The organism is Rhizobium sp. NZLR11, from assembly GCF_019685115.1.
Classification (GTDB): domain Bacteria; phylum Pseudomonadota; class Alphaproteobacteria; order Rhizobiales; family Rhizobiaceae; genus Rhizobium.
In genome coordinates this window covers 56595-73291 of record NZ_JABDWD010000002.1, presented here as the reverse complement: position 1 = coordinate 73291, position 16697 = coordinate 56595, and the positions used below count along the sequence as shown (strand labels likewise).

Here is a 16697-nt window from a genome sequence, read left to right as displayed (position 1 = left end):
GGGGGTGATTTGAGCAAGAATGTGGTTGCAAGAAAAGATTTGTCCAAGCCCTAGTATCATCACTACGTATTGTTCACGCTAGTGCCGGAATTCCACTCTGGAACAAGTCGTTAAGCTTGAACACGACTTCCGTCCTGTTGGTTGCCTTGACCTTTTTCATGATGTTGCGAACGTGTACCTTGACGGTGCTTTCTCGCAGGTTGAGCTCATAGGCAATGATCTTGTTCGCCTTTCCGCGCCGCAGTGCCGCGACGACTTCGGCCTGGCGGTCCGTGAATATCCCGGCCAGCGGGTGCGCTGTCGGGTTGTTCGACTGCAGCAAGTGACGCATGGCGAACAGGGCGCTTGCGGGCACGAAGAGTCCTCCTGCTACCGATAGCGCAATCAGCTCCATGCACACGCTAATGCTGACGGAGGCAGGAATATAACCCTTGGCTCCGTAGTCGATCGCCCTGACGATTTGAGCGAAATCGTCACTATCCGACAATATGATGACCGGTGTCGACACGAATTCCGACGAAAGGCTCTTGATCTGCTCCGAAACGACAGGGTCGTCGACCGTCTTGCCACCGACGTTCAAGAGGATTGCCGAAAGCGGAGGATATTCTTCGCGCTTTTGCTTCCACTCTTCAATCGATCCGAACGCCAGAATCACGAAATCCGCCGTGTGGGCGGCCATGCATTGCGCAAGGCAGTGCCGATCAAGTTCCCTCCTGTCAAGAATGACTAGTGAGTGCTTTGACTTCGACGGTCGGGTAAACGCCGTCGAGCCATCTTCTATCTCTATCGGAAGAGATACGGATTCCTGCCTGTGGCTTATATTTATTGTATCCAACGCCCCATCCTCCCAGCCTTTTTTACGCGGTACTTCAAAGTCGAATATCAAACTCCTCTGCAAATATGGGAGTTTAATTAGCAAAAGTGCTAATTTAATACCACAGTTTCGGGGATGTTAAACTAATTAATAGTGGTTACCTCAGCACATAGGTTCCATGGAAAGATACAAATGGTTGAATCTCTAAAACTGATCAATCTGAGTCTAGTTCATTTGTATGTCGATCCATGGGGTTGCTACACATATTCAATTTAACTCGCTAAACCCATGTAAACTATGCCCGTCTTCGACGTGGAGGATCAGGATCGATCGTTGCGTGACCTGTCGCTGCTGATGATCGATGGCCATAGACGTTCGCATGCGATCGTCATCAAATTTCGTAAGCAGATACGCCTTTAGGTGGATGAGCTTCCACGTTTTGTTTCTTTACTAAAAGGAAGAAAACAATTCTTTTTGAAGCGGAAGAAATATTTGCTCTGACGAAACGAAACCTTGGATGCATTCTTGCGATTGCCGGTTTCACCCAAGTCAGGGTTTGTTGAGGAGTAGGGGGCGAGTTGGGATGATTGCATCGAACGTCAACCTGGGTGACGGCTGCGTTATCCACCATCGGGATCTTGTCAATCTCTACGGCTGCACGATCGGCGCGGGAACGCGCATCGGCACCTTCGTTGAAATCCAGAAAAACGTCCTCGTCGGAAAAGACTGCAAGATCTCCAGCCATTCCTTCCTGTGTGAAGGCGTGACGCTGGAGGACGGCGTTTTTATCGGTCACGGGGTCATGTTCACCAATGATACTTACCCGCGCGCCGTCAATTCGGACGGCAGTCTGCAGACGGAGGCTGACTGGGTTGTCATCCCCACTCTGGTCAAGCGCCACGCGTCGATCGGCAGCAACGCCACCATTCTGCCTGGCGTGACCATCGGAGAGGCCGCACAAGTCGGCGCGGGCGCGGTTGTAACGAAGGATGTGCCTGACGGCACCATTGTTGCCGGCGTTCCGGCGAGGATCACCGGTCGCGTTCATGACCGGTCAGTCAACATGCAAGAGTTGGGAGGAATGCGATGATCGGCATTGCTGTTATTGGGTATGGGTATTGGGGTCCGAACCTGGTTCGTAACATCTCGGAAGCGGCCGGCGCGAACCTCCTTTCAGTTTGTGATCTGAACGTCGAACGGTTGGCGGCTGTTAAAAGCCGGTATCCCGCAGTAACGATCACTGACAATTTCGAGGAAGTTCTGCGCGATCCGAGGGTGGATGCAATCGCCATCGCAACGCCGGTCTCGACCCATTTCAAGCTCGCAATGCAGGCTATGATGGCCGGAAAACATGTCTTCGTCGAAAAGCCGATGGCATCGACGACGGAGGAAGCCGCGCGGATGGTCGAGGAAGCCGCGCGCAGACGCCTGGTGCTGGCCGTGGATCATACCTTCGTCCACACCGGCGCCGTCCGCAAGATGCGCGAACTCGTCGAAAGCGGCCTCGGCGACATGTATTATTATGACTCCGTCCGGGTCAATCTGGGGCTCTTCCAGCACGATGTCAGCGTCATCTGGGATCTCGCGGTGCACGACCTGTCCATCCTGGACCATGTCCTGCAGGAAAGGCCGGTGGCTGTTTCTGCGACGGGCATGAGCCATGTACTCGGCGAGCCGGAGAACATCGCCTATCTGACGCTCTTCTTCGAGAGCAAGCTCATCGCGCACATCCACGTCAATTGGCTAGCCCCTGTCAAGGTCCGCCGCACGTTGATCGGCGGCAGCAACAAGATGATCGTTTATGACGATCTGGAGCCCAGTGAAAAGATCAAGGTCTATGACAAGGGCATCACCATGTGCCCGAATTCCGACGCGTATGGCGAGAAGGTGCATCAGATGATGGTCGGTTACCGCAGCGGCGACATGTGGGCGCCCAAGCTCGATATGACCGAAGCGTTGAAACGCGAACTGGATCAGTTCGTCGATTGCATCGAGCACAATTCGCGGCCCATCACTGATGGCCAGGCCGGGCTGCGCGTCGTCCGCATCCTTGAAGCCGCAAGCCGGTCGCTTGCCCAGCGCGGTCGCATCATCGAGCTTGAAGAGGCGAGGCGCATCGCATGATCCCGTTCCTGGACCTCAAAGCACAATATCAATCGATCAAGAGCGAAATTGACGCCGCCGTGCTCGGCGTGCTTGCCTCGGGGCAATACATACTGGGCGAGGAGGTCGCCAGCCTCGAGCAGGAATTCGCGGACTATTGCGATGTCAAACATGCGATAGCCGTCAATACCGGGACGAGTGCCCTGCATCTGTCGCTTCTTGCGGCAGGCGTCGGCCCCGGCGATGAAGTCATCACCGTGCCATTTACCTTCGTCGCGACCGTATCGGCGATCTGCTACGCAGGTGCACGACCAGTATTCGTCGATGTCGAGCCCGTGACGCTCACGATGGATCCAGCTCAGCTCGAGGCAAAGATCACACCCAGAACCAAGGCCATTGTTCCCGTCCATCTCTATGGTCAGATGGCCGATATGGACGCGATCAGGGCGATTGCTGACCACTACCGGATACCGGTGATCGAGGATGCCTGCCAGGCGCACGGAGCGCAATACAAAGGCGCGCGTGCCGGCAGCATCGGCGCATCCGGCTGTTTCAGCTTCTATCCCGGCAAAAATCTCGGGGCCTGCGGCGAGGGGGGTATCGTCGTCACGAACAGCGACGATCAGGCCAAAACGATGCGCATGTTGCGCGACTGGGGTCAGGAACAGCGCTATCACCATCTGCTGAAGGGCTTCAACTACCGCATGGATGCCATTCAGGGTGCGATCCTGCGCATCAAGCTCCGGCATCTCGAAGCCTGGACCGAAGCGCGGCGCGCCCATGGACGCCGCTACTCGTTGCTGCTTGGCGGTTCGGCGAATTTGAGGACGCCTGTCGAAATCACCGACCGGCGCCACGTCTATCACGTCTATGCCATCAGAAGTCGCGATCGCGATGAGCTTCAGCGCGTATTGAGCGCGGAGGGCATTCAGTCCGGGTTGCACTATCCGATTCCCGTTCATCTGCAGAAGGCCCATGCCGACCTTGGTTACCGACCCGGCGATTTCCCAATCTCGGAAGTCGCCGCACGGGAGGTCCTGTCGCTGCCGATCTATCCCGAGATGCCGGCGCGGCACGTCGATCAGGTGGCCGCCGCGCTGGAGTACGCCTATGTCAGCTAGTCGTGCCGACGAGGCCCGGGTCGTGCAGGCGGTCCATGGCCGTCATGAAAGGCCGGCGGACCCTGCCTACCAAGCTGGGTTGGCCGAAGAACTCAGGCAATCTTATGGCCGCCCTGGCCTGATTGAGCTCTACGGTCGTTTCGCGGTCGGTGACGGTGTCATCGATACGCTGATGCGAAAAGCCATCTGGCAAGCCATTGCGCGGAGCTGCGGCACAGGATTGCAGGTTGCAGGCGGTGCCGGTTTCAAACATCCGGAAACTTTCGAAATCGGCGATGGCGTGTTCATTGGCGCCCAGGCCTATATCCAGGGACGCTTTGACGGTACTTGCGTGATCGGCGACAATGTCTGGATCGGGCCGATGGCTTATTTCGACGCTCGCGATCTGGTGATCGAGGATTCTGTCGGGTGGGGACCTGGCGCCAAGGTGCTTGGCTCGACCCACACGGCACTGCCGATGGATGTGCCGATCATTCGCACGGATCTTGAAATCAAGCCGGTACGCATCTGTGCAGAGGCCGATATCGGGACGAATGCGACCATTCTACCCGGTGTGACCATCGGGAAGGGAGCGATCGTTGGAGCGGGGGCAGTTGTCGTTTCAGACGTCGAGCCGTTCTCAGTTGTCGCAGGTGTACCTGCGAAATTCATACGTTGGCGTTCGGATAATGATCCGATGACGAACATGTCGCGTGAGGGAAGATCATGAGAAATCAACGGGTGCTCATTACCGGCGGAGCCGGCCTGATCGGGTCGCATATTGCCGATCTCGTCGCATTGGAAAAACCGCGTGAGATCATCATCCTCGACAACTTCGTGCGCGGACGCCGGGACAATCTCAGCACGGCAATAGCCAGCGGGTCCGTCAACATCATCGAGGGAGATATCCGCGACAGGGCGCTTCTGGCCAAAATCTTCGAAGGCGTCGACATCGTCTTTCATCAGGCCGCAATCCGCATCACGCAATGCGCGGAAGAGCCACGACTGGCTTTCGATGTCCTTGCAGAGGGCACGTTCAACGTTCTCGAATCTGCCGTCAAGGCAGGTGTCTCGAAGGTGGTTGCTGCTTCCTCGGCTTCCGTGCTGGGGCTGGCCGAGAGCTTTCCAACGACCGAAGAGCATCATCCCTACAATAACCGGACGATCTACGGCGCGGCGAAGACATTCAACGAGGGGCTGATGCGCAGCTTTGCGGAGATGTATGGCCTGCGCTATGTCGCGCTCCGCTATTTCAACGTCTACGGCCCGCGCATGGACGTCTACGGCGCCTATACGGAAGTTCTGATCCGTTGGATGGAACGTCTAGTGGCCGGAATGCCGCCCCTCATCTACGGGGACGGTAGCCAGACGATGGACTTCGTCGATGCCCGCGACATCGCCCGCGCAAACATTCTGGCCGCGAAAAGCGATGTCACGGACGAGGTGTTCAACGTCGCCAGCGGCAAGGAAATAAGCCTGCTGGAACTCGCGAAAATGCTAAGCGACATTATGGGTTCCTCACTCGAACCGCAGCACAAGGAAGCCCGCACGGTCAACGGCGTGACCCGTCGTCTCGCCGATATCAGCAAGGCCGAGCGGCTCCTCGGCTTCAAGGCGGAGATCTCTATGGAGCAAGGGCTTCGTGATCTTGTTGCCTGGTGGCAAAAGCAGACCGATGCAGGGGGGCAGGCAGCATGAGTTCATCTCAATCCACAATTCCGGCCACAATTCCGGTCGCCAAACCCGTCCTCGGCGAGGAAGAGGCTGAGGCTGCGCGCCGCGTTATTCTGTCGGGATGGGTGACGCAGGGGCCGGAAGTCGCGGCTTTCGAGCGTGAATTCGCTGCCTTTGTGGGCGCCGTGCATGCCTGCGCCATGTCCAATTGCACGACCGCGTTGCATCTGGCGCTGAAGGCGGTCGGCGTATCCGCCGGCGATGAAGTCGTCACGGTCAGCCATTCTTTCATCGCGACCGCAAACGCGGTTCGATACTGCGATGCAGTGCCTGTTTTCGTCGATATCGAAGAAGATGGTTACAACATCGAAGCCAGTCTGATCGAAAGAGCGATCACACCCCGCACCAAGGCAATTCTCTGCGTGCATCAACTCGGCATGCCTTGCGATCTCCGCGCCATCGTCGAGGTCGGCAAGCGCCATCAGATACCGGTCATCGAGGATGCCGCCTGTGCGACGGGAAGCGAAATCCTGTGGGATGGACGTTGGGAAAAGATCGGCAAAGCGCATGGCGACATTGCCTGCTTCTCGTTCCACCCCCGGAAGGTCGTCACGACGGGAGATGGCGGCATGTTGACCACGGCCAATCCCGAATATGACCGGAAGTTCCGGCTCTGGCGCCAGCATGGCATGAGCGTCACCGATGCCGTTCGTCACGGCTCGAAACAGGTCATCTTCGAAGACTATGACGAGTTGGGTTACAATTACCGGATGACCGATCTTCAGGCTGCCGTCGGACGCGAGCAGTTGCGGCGGCTGCCGGAGTTGGTTGCCCAGCGCAGGCTGCTTGCCGAGCAATATTGCGAACAGCTGTCGACGATTGCCGGGCTATCTTTGCCGGTCGAGCCGCGCTGGGCTCGCAGCAACTGGCAGAGCTTCTGTGTGAGATTGCCCGATACGGCCGACCAGCGGGCCGTCATGCAAACCCTGCTCGATCAGGGTGTCTCGACCCGGCGTGGTGTGATGAACATTCATCTGGAGGGAGCCTATTCCGATGAGAGTTCCCACCGCGCTGCCACGAGCCTGACGCGGGGCGTATCTGCGCAGCAGCAAACGATCATCCTGCCGCTTTATGCCCAGATGACGGTGTCTGACGTGGACCGGGTTGTTGAGGCACTTCGCGCAGCCCTTGCGGAAGCGATCATCGGAGCCGCCAGCGTGCAACGTGCCATGGATGTCGCTGTCGCCTGAACCCGCAATTTGCCTGACGCAACAATCGGCATACCGAACAATGCGCGTGTCTCCGGATGCGCGCATTGTTCGTTATGCCGATTTCGTGAGCCATCCGCGGATGGTTGCTGGCACGGACTCCGGCGGAAGCAGGTCGATCAGCATGCGCAGCGAATAGAGCCCGCAGAGAACGACGGCGACGAAGCCAATCACCGTCGCCGGCCATAGCGGCATAATTGAGAACGTCAGGAAAACCACTGCCGATGCGGGCAAGAAAAGCAGCGCGTGTCTGCGATTGGCGGCGGACCAGCGAAAACCGGTCAGCTTCCGCACGATCCCATAGATCAGGATGCTGTGCCAGACATAGAGGCCAAAAAACGCCATGCCGGCTCCTTGCGTACCGAGCAGCGATACGAAGAGCCAGGCAAGCCCCACGTGCACGACTGCCGCCGCAACTTCCGTCCAGAAGAAAATCGCCTGGGTACGCTTCGCCACGACGATGAAACCCATCGGCCAGGAAATAATCCGCAGCATCATTCCAAGGCAGATCCAGCGCAGAAGCTCGACTGCCCCGTGAAATTCCGCCGAATAGAACAGGCTCATCATGAGCGGCGCGAGCGTCAGCGTGCCGAGCAGGCCGGGGCCAGCGAGCAGCATGCTGATTTCGGCCTGTTCATTGACCAGCCGATTGCATTCGGCATTGTTGTCGATCGTTGCGGTCAGGCGCGGATAGAAATCCGTTCCCATGGCCTGCAGGATGAAACCGGCGTAAAGACCGCCGAGGCCCCAAGCTGCTTGATACAATCCCGCCGCCATGACGCCGCCCTCCTTCAGCACGATGATGCGGATGGCATAGGCCGCACCAAAGGTCAGAAGTCCGCTTGCCATGAAGACGAAACCGAGCCGGAGCAGCGCCGACACCTCCCCGCTGAACTGGCGCGTCGACATGGGCGAGGGATTCGGGAAGATCCGCCGGCTGTACCACCAGGTCGGAAGGATGGAGGCAGCTGCAATTACCACGAGCGACGGTGCGATCGCCTGGATCCCGAACAGGTAGATCAGCGGGATACTCACGGCTGTACCGAAGAGCCCGGCAAGCACGTTGATGCGAGCAAGATCCGCAATGCCGCGCATGCCTTGGATCAATGCACTCTGCCCCGCAGATACCAGCCGGAAGAAAACGGCGAGCGACAGCAGCACAATGCCGCCGACGTGCTGGTAATCACCAAAGGTGAAACCTGAGACAGGATATGCCAAAGCGGCCAGAAGAAGCGCGCCAAGCAGCGCCAGCACCACCGATATACGTCTCAGTACGGTCGCCGACTGGGCAATCCTCGCTGCGTCGCCGGTGCCGGCAGCCTCCGCGACCTGACGCACGCCACTGCCGCCAACGCCCAGCCCCGCGATAGACTGCGCGATATCGACGATCGAGCTATAAAGGCCCATAAGCCCGATGCCTTCCGGCCCGAGCAGAACGGCCATCGCCTTGTTTCTGATAATGCTGAGTGCGACATTCACGAGCGAAGCGCCGCCCATCAGCATCGTCGACTTGAGGATCTGAGTGTAGGTCTGGCTGGTGGGTGGGGTGATGCGCAAAGTCATCGGAAGCCCCTAGAGCATGATGCCGAAAAGTGTGCGCGGTTTTCGGACGACATCATGCTCTAACCCTTAATTTGAAACAGGATTCAGACTTTAGGCCGATCAGGCCTAAAATCATCCTGTTCGAGCCGTTTATCCCGTGCTGGCGTTCAACGGCCCGCCGCAGGCTCGATTGCAGCACATGCTTTTCGCGTATCACCGGCTTACCTGACTGACATGCGCCTCGGTCTGAACAGGCGGGGCAGCGGCGTCTTCGGACGGCGCATCGGCGATGCGGCCTCGGGTTACCCTGATCACGTCGCCCGGCGCTAGCTCGGTCGTTTCGGAGGCCTGGAATTGATTGACTTGTCCCTTGTCCCGCCGGTTCACGACGAACGTCAGAGGGAGTTCTTCACGGCGGTCATTCACGTTGGCGCCGTTCGAAAATTCTTCGAGAAGCAGTTGTTGCGTGGTGTCGCGCTTCAATTTGAGCTGATCGAGATTGGCTTTTTCCGCCTGCACCTCGGAAGCGACCTCGCTGCGGCGAGTGTCGGAAAGTCCCTCGAGATTGCGCGTCGTCTCGTTGATCGCCTGGCGGCCCCGCATGATGGCAGTCACGAGGTCGAGCCGGTCGGAGCGATAGGTGGTGAGCAATCGTTCCAGATCCATCTGGCGTGAGGTGATCGTAAGCCCCTTCTGGACCAGCGTCTTCACGCTCGTCAGTTGCTCTTCGACCGACTGGATATTGTCATCCGAACCTTTCAGCTTTTCTTCCAGTGTATCGATTTCCGCCGTCAAGAGATTGCGCAATTCGACGAGCGCCACCGACTGCTTGTCCAGCGCGTTTGCACGGGCCTGAAAAATGACCCGCTCCTCCTGGTCGATACTCTCGGCATATTGCCGATCGGCAGCGGGCGGCAGATCGAAGGCGATCTCCTTCGCGTCGGCCATCTCCGCTTGCAGCCGCGCGAGCTTTGCCGAACCGCGCAGCAGCGAATGGTCGATTTCCTGCAAATCGCCGGCAAGCCTGATCGTCTGCGATTGCTGCTGTGCCGCAGCCCGCAACGGGCCGCCGCTCATGGCCAGGGATTGCAGGACGCTGAGGCCGGAGCGAAACTTGTATTCTCCCGGCGCCACCACGTCTCCGACGACGTAAATGGACGGATAGTCGAGGATATCGATGGTCACTGCAGGTGCCTGGGCCAGACCCATCTTCGCCTGAAGGCGCTTGGCAATCTCGTTGGTGAGGCTCGCATTGTCCAGATTTCCAACCGACAGCGCCCCCAGAAAGGGTAGGGAGACCGTACCTGCATCCGAAACCGTATAGTCGCCTCCAATCCCATCCCATCGCTCAAACTGGCCTTTGGACTGGATCCATTGGACGATCGTCAGGCGGATTCTCGTTTGTGGAGCCAAGGGGGCGCTGTCGGCAACAGCGGGCGACACAGCCCCGGCGAGAAAGACGAGTGCGCTGACGACAAACGTCGCGCGAAAGAACACGCTAGGGGCGCGGTGCGATAGATTCATGTATATGTCTCGCCTGCAAAACATTCTTACACGGACGCTGATACGATAACTTGAACTCTGCTCGAACGCCGGAAGCCAATTCCGAAGCTGCTTCGCCAGTGTGCAGTCTGGCGAAGCCTTGAGGAAGGTGGAGGTCGCCTGCTTTGCCACATCAATATTGATGAGGTGGGGAGGGTGCGGAGACTAAATTGGGTAGAAACATATATCGTCGGTGCGCCACACAGACGTCGTCACAGAAAATCAATAGGTTCTGCACGCAGAAATAGGCGCGCTCGCTTCGGTAAAGCGCAACCCCTCCGGCAGCGTCTTTATGCTCCGGATCGCCGATTTTACCGCACGATGCCCCGCCGCTTCGCCACCTCTGCGGCTTCGAGCCTTGCCCAGGAAACGGCGAATCTCTGTCCTCAGGCATCTGATACGTAGCGTGGGCGACGCAACACGGCCGCTTGCCCAAAGGATGCCGCCGGTAGAGCGAAAGGCGTAGGATATACTCTGCTAATTTCGACTATACTTCAGAGCTTCGCCTTTAAGCGATCCTCATAGATTCGACCCTGACAATCTCGCGAGAGGTACCTGCCATGTATCGCAACGCTCGCCGGTGGACTTCGCGCTCACTCCTGCTGGATTCGTTGGTTCCCCGATGGTTGACTGTCGGCGGAAAGGAAAGGCCGCGCAAGCCTGCCGGAAAGCACGGGGACGATGCTCAACTCGCGGCAGAGGTGCAAACGGCGGATGGAAACAAGCAGGCCCCCCTCGTCGGCGATCCCCATAAGGACGCGGCGCTCAACGAGCATGAGGTTGGGCAGAGCGCGGGCGTGAACGGCGACGCTGACGGTCGGGCCGACGACAGCCTCGTAGCGCCGCCCTTGCCTGACGCTTTCGTAATCAATCGCGAAATCGGAGAGCGAAGCGGTGATAGAGCCGCGTCCGTATTGTCAGTTCATATGCCGGATTTTGCCCATTTCGAGGGGAACGCGAACGGAGTTGCATTCGGGGCGGCATCACCCCTTTTACGCACCTACGCTGGGATGAACCTCATAGGCGACGATCCTTTGGCGCCGTATCTGCCGCAAAGCCCTTCACCGACAGCGTCGAGCCACGGTTCTGCCACCGTCGCTAGCGAGCGTGCACACTCGGGCAAAGTCGTCATTCTGGAATCGACGCCAACGGCGCAGACGACCGGGCAGCATGCTGGAGCAAATGCGCTGGCGTTTGGCATGCCCTTTGGTGTGTGCGGGTGCGGCTACTATACGTCCCCCACACGGATTCTCGATTGGGCCCATGGCGGCGCCTTGCTTCAGCAAGATGGTCAGTTGCCGGGAACAAGGCTGACCGAAGGACCGGACTATGTGGAGTCGATCAAGAAGGCCATCGGAGCCTCGGTCAGCGACCCGCTTCTCGATCGTAGCCTGTCTCCTCTCTCGGGCTGGCGCGGAACCGCAAATTGGACAGAATCAACGGCCCTGAACGGATCATTGCCAGGCGGCGGAGAGACCGGAAAGGGCACCACCACGAAAGGTGTCGGCGTCCTTTCCGGCTCGGTGACGACGCCGCCTCAAACTTCTGCGCAGCGCTCGTTGACGACGCAAAATCTGGCGGCCGCTGCGGCGACGGCCAGCAACGCGATCGTGCTGGAAAACCAGAAGCAGGGTAATCCGGAAAGCGAGTGGGGCATCGACGGTGCCGGCAGCACCAACATCGAGGGGTTTGCGACTGACATCAGCGTCGACAACGGCAAGACCGTCAGCTTCAAGATCAACACCAATTCCACCAACTACCGGATCGATATATACCGGCTCGGCTATTATGGCGGCATGGGCGCCCGCAAGGTTGCGACCATGCAGCACACCGGATTGCAGACCCAGCCCAATCCGTTGCGCAATGCTACGACCGGCACGGTCGATGCCGGCAACTGGGCAGTCTCCGCCTCGTGGGCGGTACCTGATGATGCCGTCTCAGGCGTCTATATCGCCAAGCTCGTGCGCCAGGATGGCACCTCCGGCGAAAATCAGATCCCGTTCATCGTGCGCGACGATGCCAGCCACAGCGACATCGTTTTCCAGACCGCCGACGAGACCTGGCAGGCATACAACGGCTGGGGTGGTGCAAACTTCTACGGCGGCAACGGTCCGGCGACGGGGCAGGGGGCGGGTCGTGCCTATGCGGTCAGCTACAACAGGCCGATTGCGACCCGCGGCGGCGTCGGCACCTATGCCGGTCCGCAGGATTACCTGTTCGGCGCCGAATATGCGGGCATCTCCTGGCTGGAGCAGAACGGCTACGATGTTTCGTACATGTCGGGTGTCGACGCCGACCGTTATGGCAGCCTGTTGCTCAATCACAAGACCTATATCGATGCCGGGCACGACGAATACTGGTCGGGACAGCAGAGGACCAATGTCGAAGCCGCACGCGATGCGGGCGTCAATCTGATGTTCTGGAGCGGTAACGAGGTCTACTGGCGCACCCGTTGGGGCAATGCCTACAGCGCCGACGGAACGCCTTATCGCACCCTGATCTCCTACAAGGAGACATGGGGACCACCCGGTACCAGCCTCGATCCTTCCGACCAATGGACCGGCACCTTCCGCGACCCACGCCTCAGCCCACCTGCTATCGGCGGCGGCAATCCTGAGAACTCGCTAACGGGTCAATTATTCAAGGTCGACGATGTCGGTAGCAATCTCGGCGCGATCACGGTCGGATATGACGACGCCAACCTGCGCTTCTGGCGCAATACGAGCGTCGCCAATCTCCAGCCTGGCCAGACGGCAACGCTCACCAAAAACTATCTTGGTTACGAATGGGACGAAGCGCCTGATAACGGCTTCGATCCGGCCGGCCTCGTCAAGCTGTCGTCGACGACGCTTCCGGTCAGCAGTTACCTGCTCGACTACGGAAACACGACCGGCAATGCGACCGCGACCCACAATCTGACGCTCTATCGTGCGCCGAGCGGTGCACTGGTGTTCGGGGCCGGCACAGTCTACTGGACATGGGGCCTGAGCGACAATCACGATAACGAGGCGACCGCGACCGATCCCCGCGTGCAGCAGGCAATGGTGAATTTGCTGGCCGACATGGGTATTCAGCCTGGGACGCTGCAATCCGGGCTCGCCGCCGCAACCGGTTCTACGGACCATGTTGCACCGACTTCCGTTATCACGGGGCCGTCAGCGGCGACGGTTGGCTCCACAGTCACGATTACAGGTACCGCCACCGATACGGGCGGCGGTGTCATCGCCAGTGTCGAGGTTTCGACCGACAATGGCGCGAGCTGGCATCCGGCGACAGGCGATGAGAACTGGACTTATACTTGGTCGCCGCAGGTCGCGGGCAGCTACACGATTCGGTCGCGGGCCGTCGACGATAACATCAACCTTGAAACACCCTCGACAGGACGCACGGTCACCGTGACCGGGGCAAGTTTTACCTCTCTCTTTGGCGCGGCGACGCCGGCGGTCGTCAATACCGACGATACGTCAGCCGTCGAGCTCGGTGTCAAATTCCAGACCTCCGTGGCAGGCACCGTCACCGGTATTCGTTTCTACAAGGGCAGCCTGGACACCGGTACGCATACAGGCTCACTGTGGTCGAGCACGGGTACGCGGGTTGCGACCCTCACCTTCACAAACGAGACCGCCAGCGGCTGGCAGACTGCCTATTTTACCAGCCCGGTGAGCCTGACGCCCGGGCAGACCTACACGGCATCCTATCACACCAATACCGGCAATTACTCGACAACCACCGACTACTTCATCGCCAATGTGACGAGCGGACCGCTGACGGCGCCAGCCAGCGGCAACGGCGTATACACCTATGGTAGCGCCAGCCTGTATCCGACGAGCACCTTCCAGTCGACGAACTATTGGGTCGATGTGATGTTCACGACGCCGAGCTCGAACACGACACCGACGGCGGTTGCCGATGTGGGTAATGCGACCGAGAAGGGCGGGGTGGCCAACGGTTCTGGCGGCGTGGTTGCGAGCGGCAACGTGCTGACCAACGACACCGATCCGGATGCCGGTGACACCAAGACCGTCACGGCAGTGATCTTTGGTGCGACATCAGGCACGCTCGGCACGGCACTGAGCGGCACCTATGGCAGTCTCGTGCTCAGTGCATCGGGCGCCTATAGTTATGCCGTCAACGAGAGCAATACCGCCGTCCAGGGGCTGCGCCAGTCGACCAACACGCTGAGCGATGTCTTCAGCTATACGATGCGCGATACCGCCGGCGCGACGGCCACGGCAAGTCTTACCGTCACCATCCATGGCGCCAACGATGCGCCGGTGCTGGCCGTCCAGACCGTCGCCCAGAATGCCACCGTGGGCTCGGCCTTCTCCTTCGTGCTGCCGACGACGACCTTCACCGATGTCGACAGCGGCGAGACGCTGACCTACTCGGCAACGGCTGCCGATGGCACGGCGCTGCCCGCCTGGCTGAGCTTCAATGCCACGACGCGGACTTTTTCCGGCACACCGACGGCATCGGGCACCTATGGCGTCAAGGTGACGGCGACAGATCTTGGCGGCCTTGCCACCAACGAGAGCTTCAATGTCGCGGTGTCGGCGACGTCAACGACCTACAGCCTGTTCTCCGCCTCCAGCACGCCGACCCAGACGAACCTCAACGATGGTCAGCAGCTCGAGCTTGGCGTCAAGTTCCAGTCGAACGTTGCCGGTGACGTTACCGGCATCAAGTTCTATCGCAGCGCCAACGACAACGGCCAGAACGTCGTCGACCTGTGGACCACGACGGGCACCAAGCTCGCCACCGCCACCTTCGCCAGCACCACAGGGAGCGGTTGGCAGACGGTGAACTTCACAACGCCCGTCACCATCGCCGCCAATACCAACTATGTCGCGTCCTACCACACCACCGGAGGCTACGTGGCAACGGATGCCTTCTTCGCCACTGCCGTCACCAACGGTCCGTTGACGGCCCAAACAAGCGCGGTCGCCGGTGGCAACGGTGTCTATGCGTATGGCGGCTCCGCCACCACAGGTCTCTTCCCGACCAACTCCTTCGATTCATCGAATTACTATGCCGACGTCGTCTTCCGGCCGCAGCTCGCCGGGTGAAGAAAGGACAAGGTTACGGACCGATTTCGAATGAGGGTAGAACAGGATGATTTTAGGCCCGGTTGGCCTAAAATCTGAATCCTGTTCTAATTTAAAGAGTTAGAGCATGATGTCATAAGAAAACCGCTCACACTTTTCGGCATCATGCTCTGATACGACGCAAATGCTGGTCGCGGCGGGAGGCGCTCCGACCCCACATTCGAGGAATGCCGATGAACAGGATCGAGCGGCTCCCGGTAACCGTGCTGGCCGGCTTCCTCGGCGCTGGTAAGACGACGCTCCTCAGCCACGTCCTGAATAACCGTCAGGGCCTGCGGGTCGCCGTCATCGTCAACGATATGAGCGAAGTGAACATAGACGCCAGTCTCATTCGAGACGGCGGCTGCAACCTGTCGCATACGACGGAGACATTGATCGAGCTCAGCAATGGCTGCATATGCTGCACCCTGCGCAACGACCTCCTGACGGAAGTACGACGGCTGGCCGAAGACCGGCGATACGACTATCTGTTGATAGAAGGTACCGGCATTGCCGAGCCGCTCCCCATCGCGGCAACCTTTTCCTTCCGCGACGAGAACGGCGTCTCGCTCGCCGATTTTGCCAGGCTCGACACAATGGTCACCGTGGTCGACGCTGCAAACCTGTTAGCCGACTACAGCAGTGCCGATCTGCTTGCCGACCGCGGCCTGCAGCGCGACGGTGAGGACCGGCGCACACTCATCGATCTGCTGGTGGATCAGATCGAGTTTGCCGATGTCGTCGTGATCAACAAGATCTCGGAGGCGACCGAAGGGATCCGCGCGGAAGTTCGCAAGATCATTTCTGCACTCAACCCGGACGCACGCCAGGTGGAGACGGATTTCGGTGAGGTTTCGCTCGCAACCCTCCTCAATACGGGCCTCTTTGATGAAGCAAAGGCGGCAGCGCACCCGTTGTGGCACAAGGAACTGTACAGCCCTGATAAGCATGTTCCGGAGACGGAGGAGTACGGGGTCTCGAGCTTTGTCTATCGCACGAGGCGCCCCTTCGACCCCAAGCGGTTTCGAGCATTCCTGGACGAGCCGTGGCCGGGGGTGATCCGCGCCAAAGGCCATTTCTGGCTTGCCACGCGCCCGCGTCACGTTGGCCTAATGTCGGCCGCTGGCGTGCAACGGCGCTGCGAGCCCATGGGGCTTTGGTGGGCAGCCGTGCCCCGGCAGGACTGGCCGGGCCATCAGCAGTTTCGTCAGCATCTTGAGAGCCGGTGGGACAGCGCTTGGGGCGACCGCCGGCAGGAATTGGTTTTTATCGGCGTTGATATGGACGAGATAGGTGTACGGACCGCGCTGGACGGATGCCTCGCCAGCGCCGATCCGCGCGACTGGGCCACCCTCGAGGATCCGTTTCCGGCCTGGTAGCACGGGGCGGCGCAGGACAACGCTCGAGTTGACCACCTCGACCAGCCGGACCGGCAAAATGATACGGAATCAGAATTCCTTTCAACCAGCGTCGGCCACTTGGCAGAACGGTGGGCAGCTTTGGAGCCTTGTCGGCCGGCATGCGGCGAGGGTCATCCTATGGGCGTAGGGGGATACCTCCCTCATACCCC

The 16697-nt window shown here is 59.3% G+C and carries 11 protein-coding genes; 8 read left to right on the top strand and 3 right to left on the bottom strand.

Annotated features, from left to right (window positions below):
* Nucleotides 1–73: 73 nt before the first annotated feature.
* Nucleotides 74–835 carry a response regulator transcription factor gene (locus HJB83_RS04135; protein ID WP_207585155.1) on the bottom strand — a complete coding sequence of 254 codons (762 nt, stop codon included), beginning with the start codon at nt 833–835 and terminating at the stop codon, nt 74–76.
* A 562-nt stretch (nt 836–1397) separates the two neighbouring features.
* Here HJB83_RS04135 and HJB83_RS04130 point away from each other — a divergent pair.
* The 6 genes from HJB83_RS04130 to HJB83_RS04105 are packed head-to-tail and all read left to right on the top strand — an operon-like array spanning nt 1398 to nt 6941.
* Nucleotides 1398–1904 (top strand): acyltransferase, encoded by a 507-nt coding sequence (locus tag HJB83_RS04130; protein ID WP_207585156.1) that lies wholly within the window; start codon nt 1398–1400, stop codon nt 1902–1904.
* On the top strand, nt 1901–2938 hold the full coding sequence (locus HJB83_RS04125) for a Gfo/Idh/MocA family protein (RefSeq protein WP_207585157.1): 1038 nt from the start codon (nt 1901–1903) through the stop codon (nt 2936–2938). Before HJB83_RS04130 ends, HJB83_RS04125 begins: the two co-directional genes overlap by 4 nt.
* Nucleotides 2935–4038: a DegT/DnrJ/EryC1/StrS aminotransferase family protein gene (locus HJB83_RS04120; protein ID WP_207585158.1), complete on the top strand. Its 1104-nt coding sequence runs from the start codon at nt 2935–2937 to the stop codon at nt 4036–4038. The genes HJB83_RS04125 and HJB83_RS04120 overlap by 4 nt, the downstream gene beginning before the upstream one ends.
* On the top strand, nt 4028–4747 hold the full coding sequence (locus tag HJB83_RS04115; protein ID WP_207585159.1) for a DapH/DapD/GlmU-related protein: 720 nt from the start codon (nt 4028–4030) through the stop codon (nt 4745–4747). Before HJB83_RS04120 ends, HJB83_RS04115 begins: the two co-directional genes overlap by 11 nt.
* Nucleotides 4744–5715, top strand: coding sequence for an NAD-dependent epimerase/dehydratase family protein (locus HJB83_RS04110; protein WP_207585160.1), 972 nt, complete (start codon nt 4744–4746; stop codon nt 5713–5715). The genes HJB83_RS04115 and HJB83_RS04110 overlap by 4 nt, the downstream gene beginning before the upstream one ends.
* Complete coding sequence (locus tag HJB83_RS04105) at nt 5712–6941, top strand: DegT/DnrJ/EryC1/StrS aminotransferase family protein (protein WP_221131311.1); 1230 nt, start codon at nt 5712–5714, stop codon at nt 6939–6941. The genes HJB83_RS04110 and HJB83_RS04105 overlap by 4 nt, the downstream gene beginning before the upstream one ends.
* Before the next feature lie 72 nt (nt 6942–7013).
* On the opposite strand, the gene HJB83_RS04100 is transcribed toward HJB83_RS04105, so the two are convergent.
* Entirely contained in the window at nt 7014–8522 is a 1509-nt protein-coding gene (locus HJB83_RS04100) for an O-antigen translocase (protein WP_207585162.1), read from the bottom strand.
* A 192-nt stretch (nt 8523–8714) separates the two neighbouring features.
* Nucleotides 8715–10025, bottom strand: coding sequence for a polysaccharide biosynthesis/export family protein (locus tag HJB83_RS04095; protein WP_221131310.1), 1311 nt, complete (start codon nt 10023–10025; stop codon nt 8715–8717).
* A gap of 578 nt (nt 10026–10603) precedes the next feature.
* Here HJB83_RS04095 and HJB83_RS04090 point away from each other — a divergent pair.
* Nucleotides 10604–15109 (top strand): N,N-dimethylformamidase beta subunit family domain-containing protein, encoded by a 4506-nt coding sequence (locus tag HJB83_RS04090; RefSeq protein ID WP_221131309.1) that lies wholly within the window; start codon nt 10604–10606, stop codon nt 15107–15109.
* A gap of 212 nt (nt 15110–15321) precedes the next feature.
* Nucleotides 15322–16506: a GTP-binding protein gene (locus HJB83_RS04085; RefSeq protein WP_221131308.1), complete on the top strand. Its 1185-nt coding sequence runs from the start codon at nt 15322–15324 to the stop codon at nt 16504–16506.
* The last annotated feature ends 191 nt before the right edge of the window (nt 16507–16697 follow it).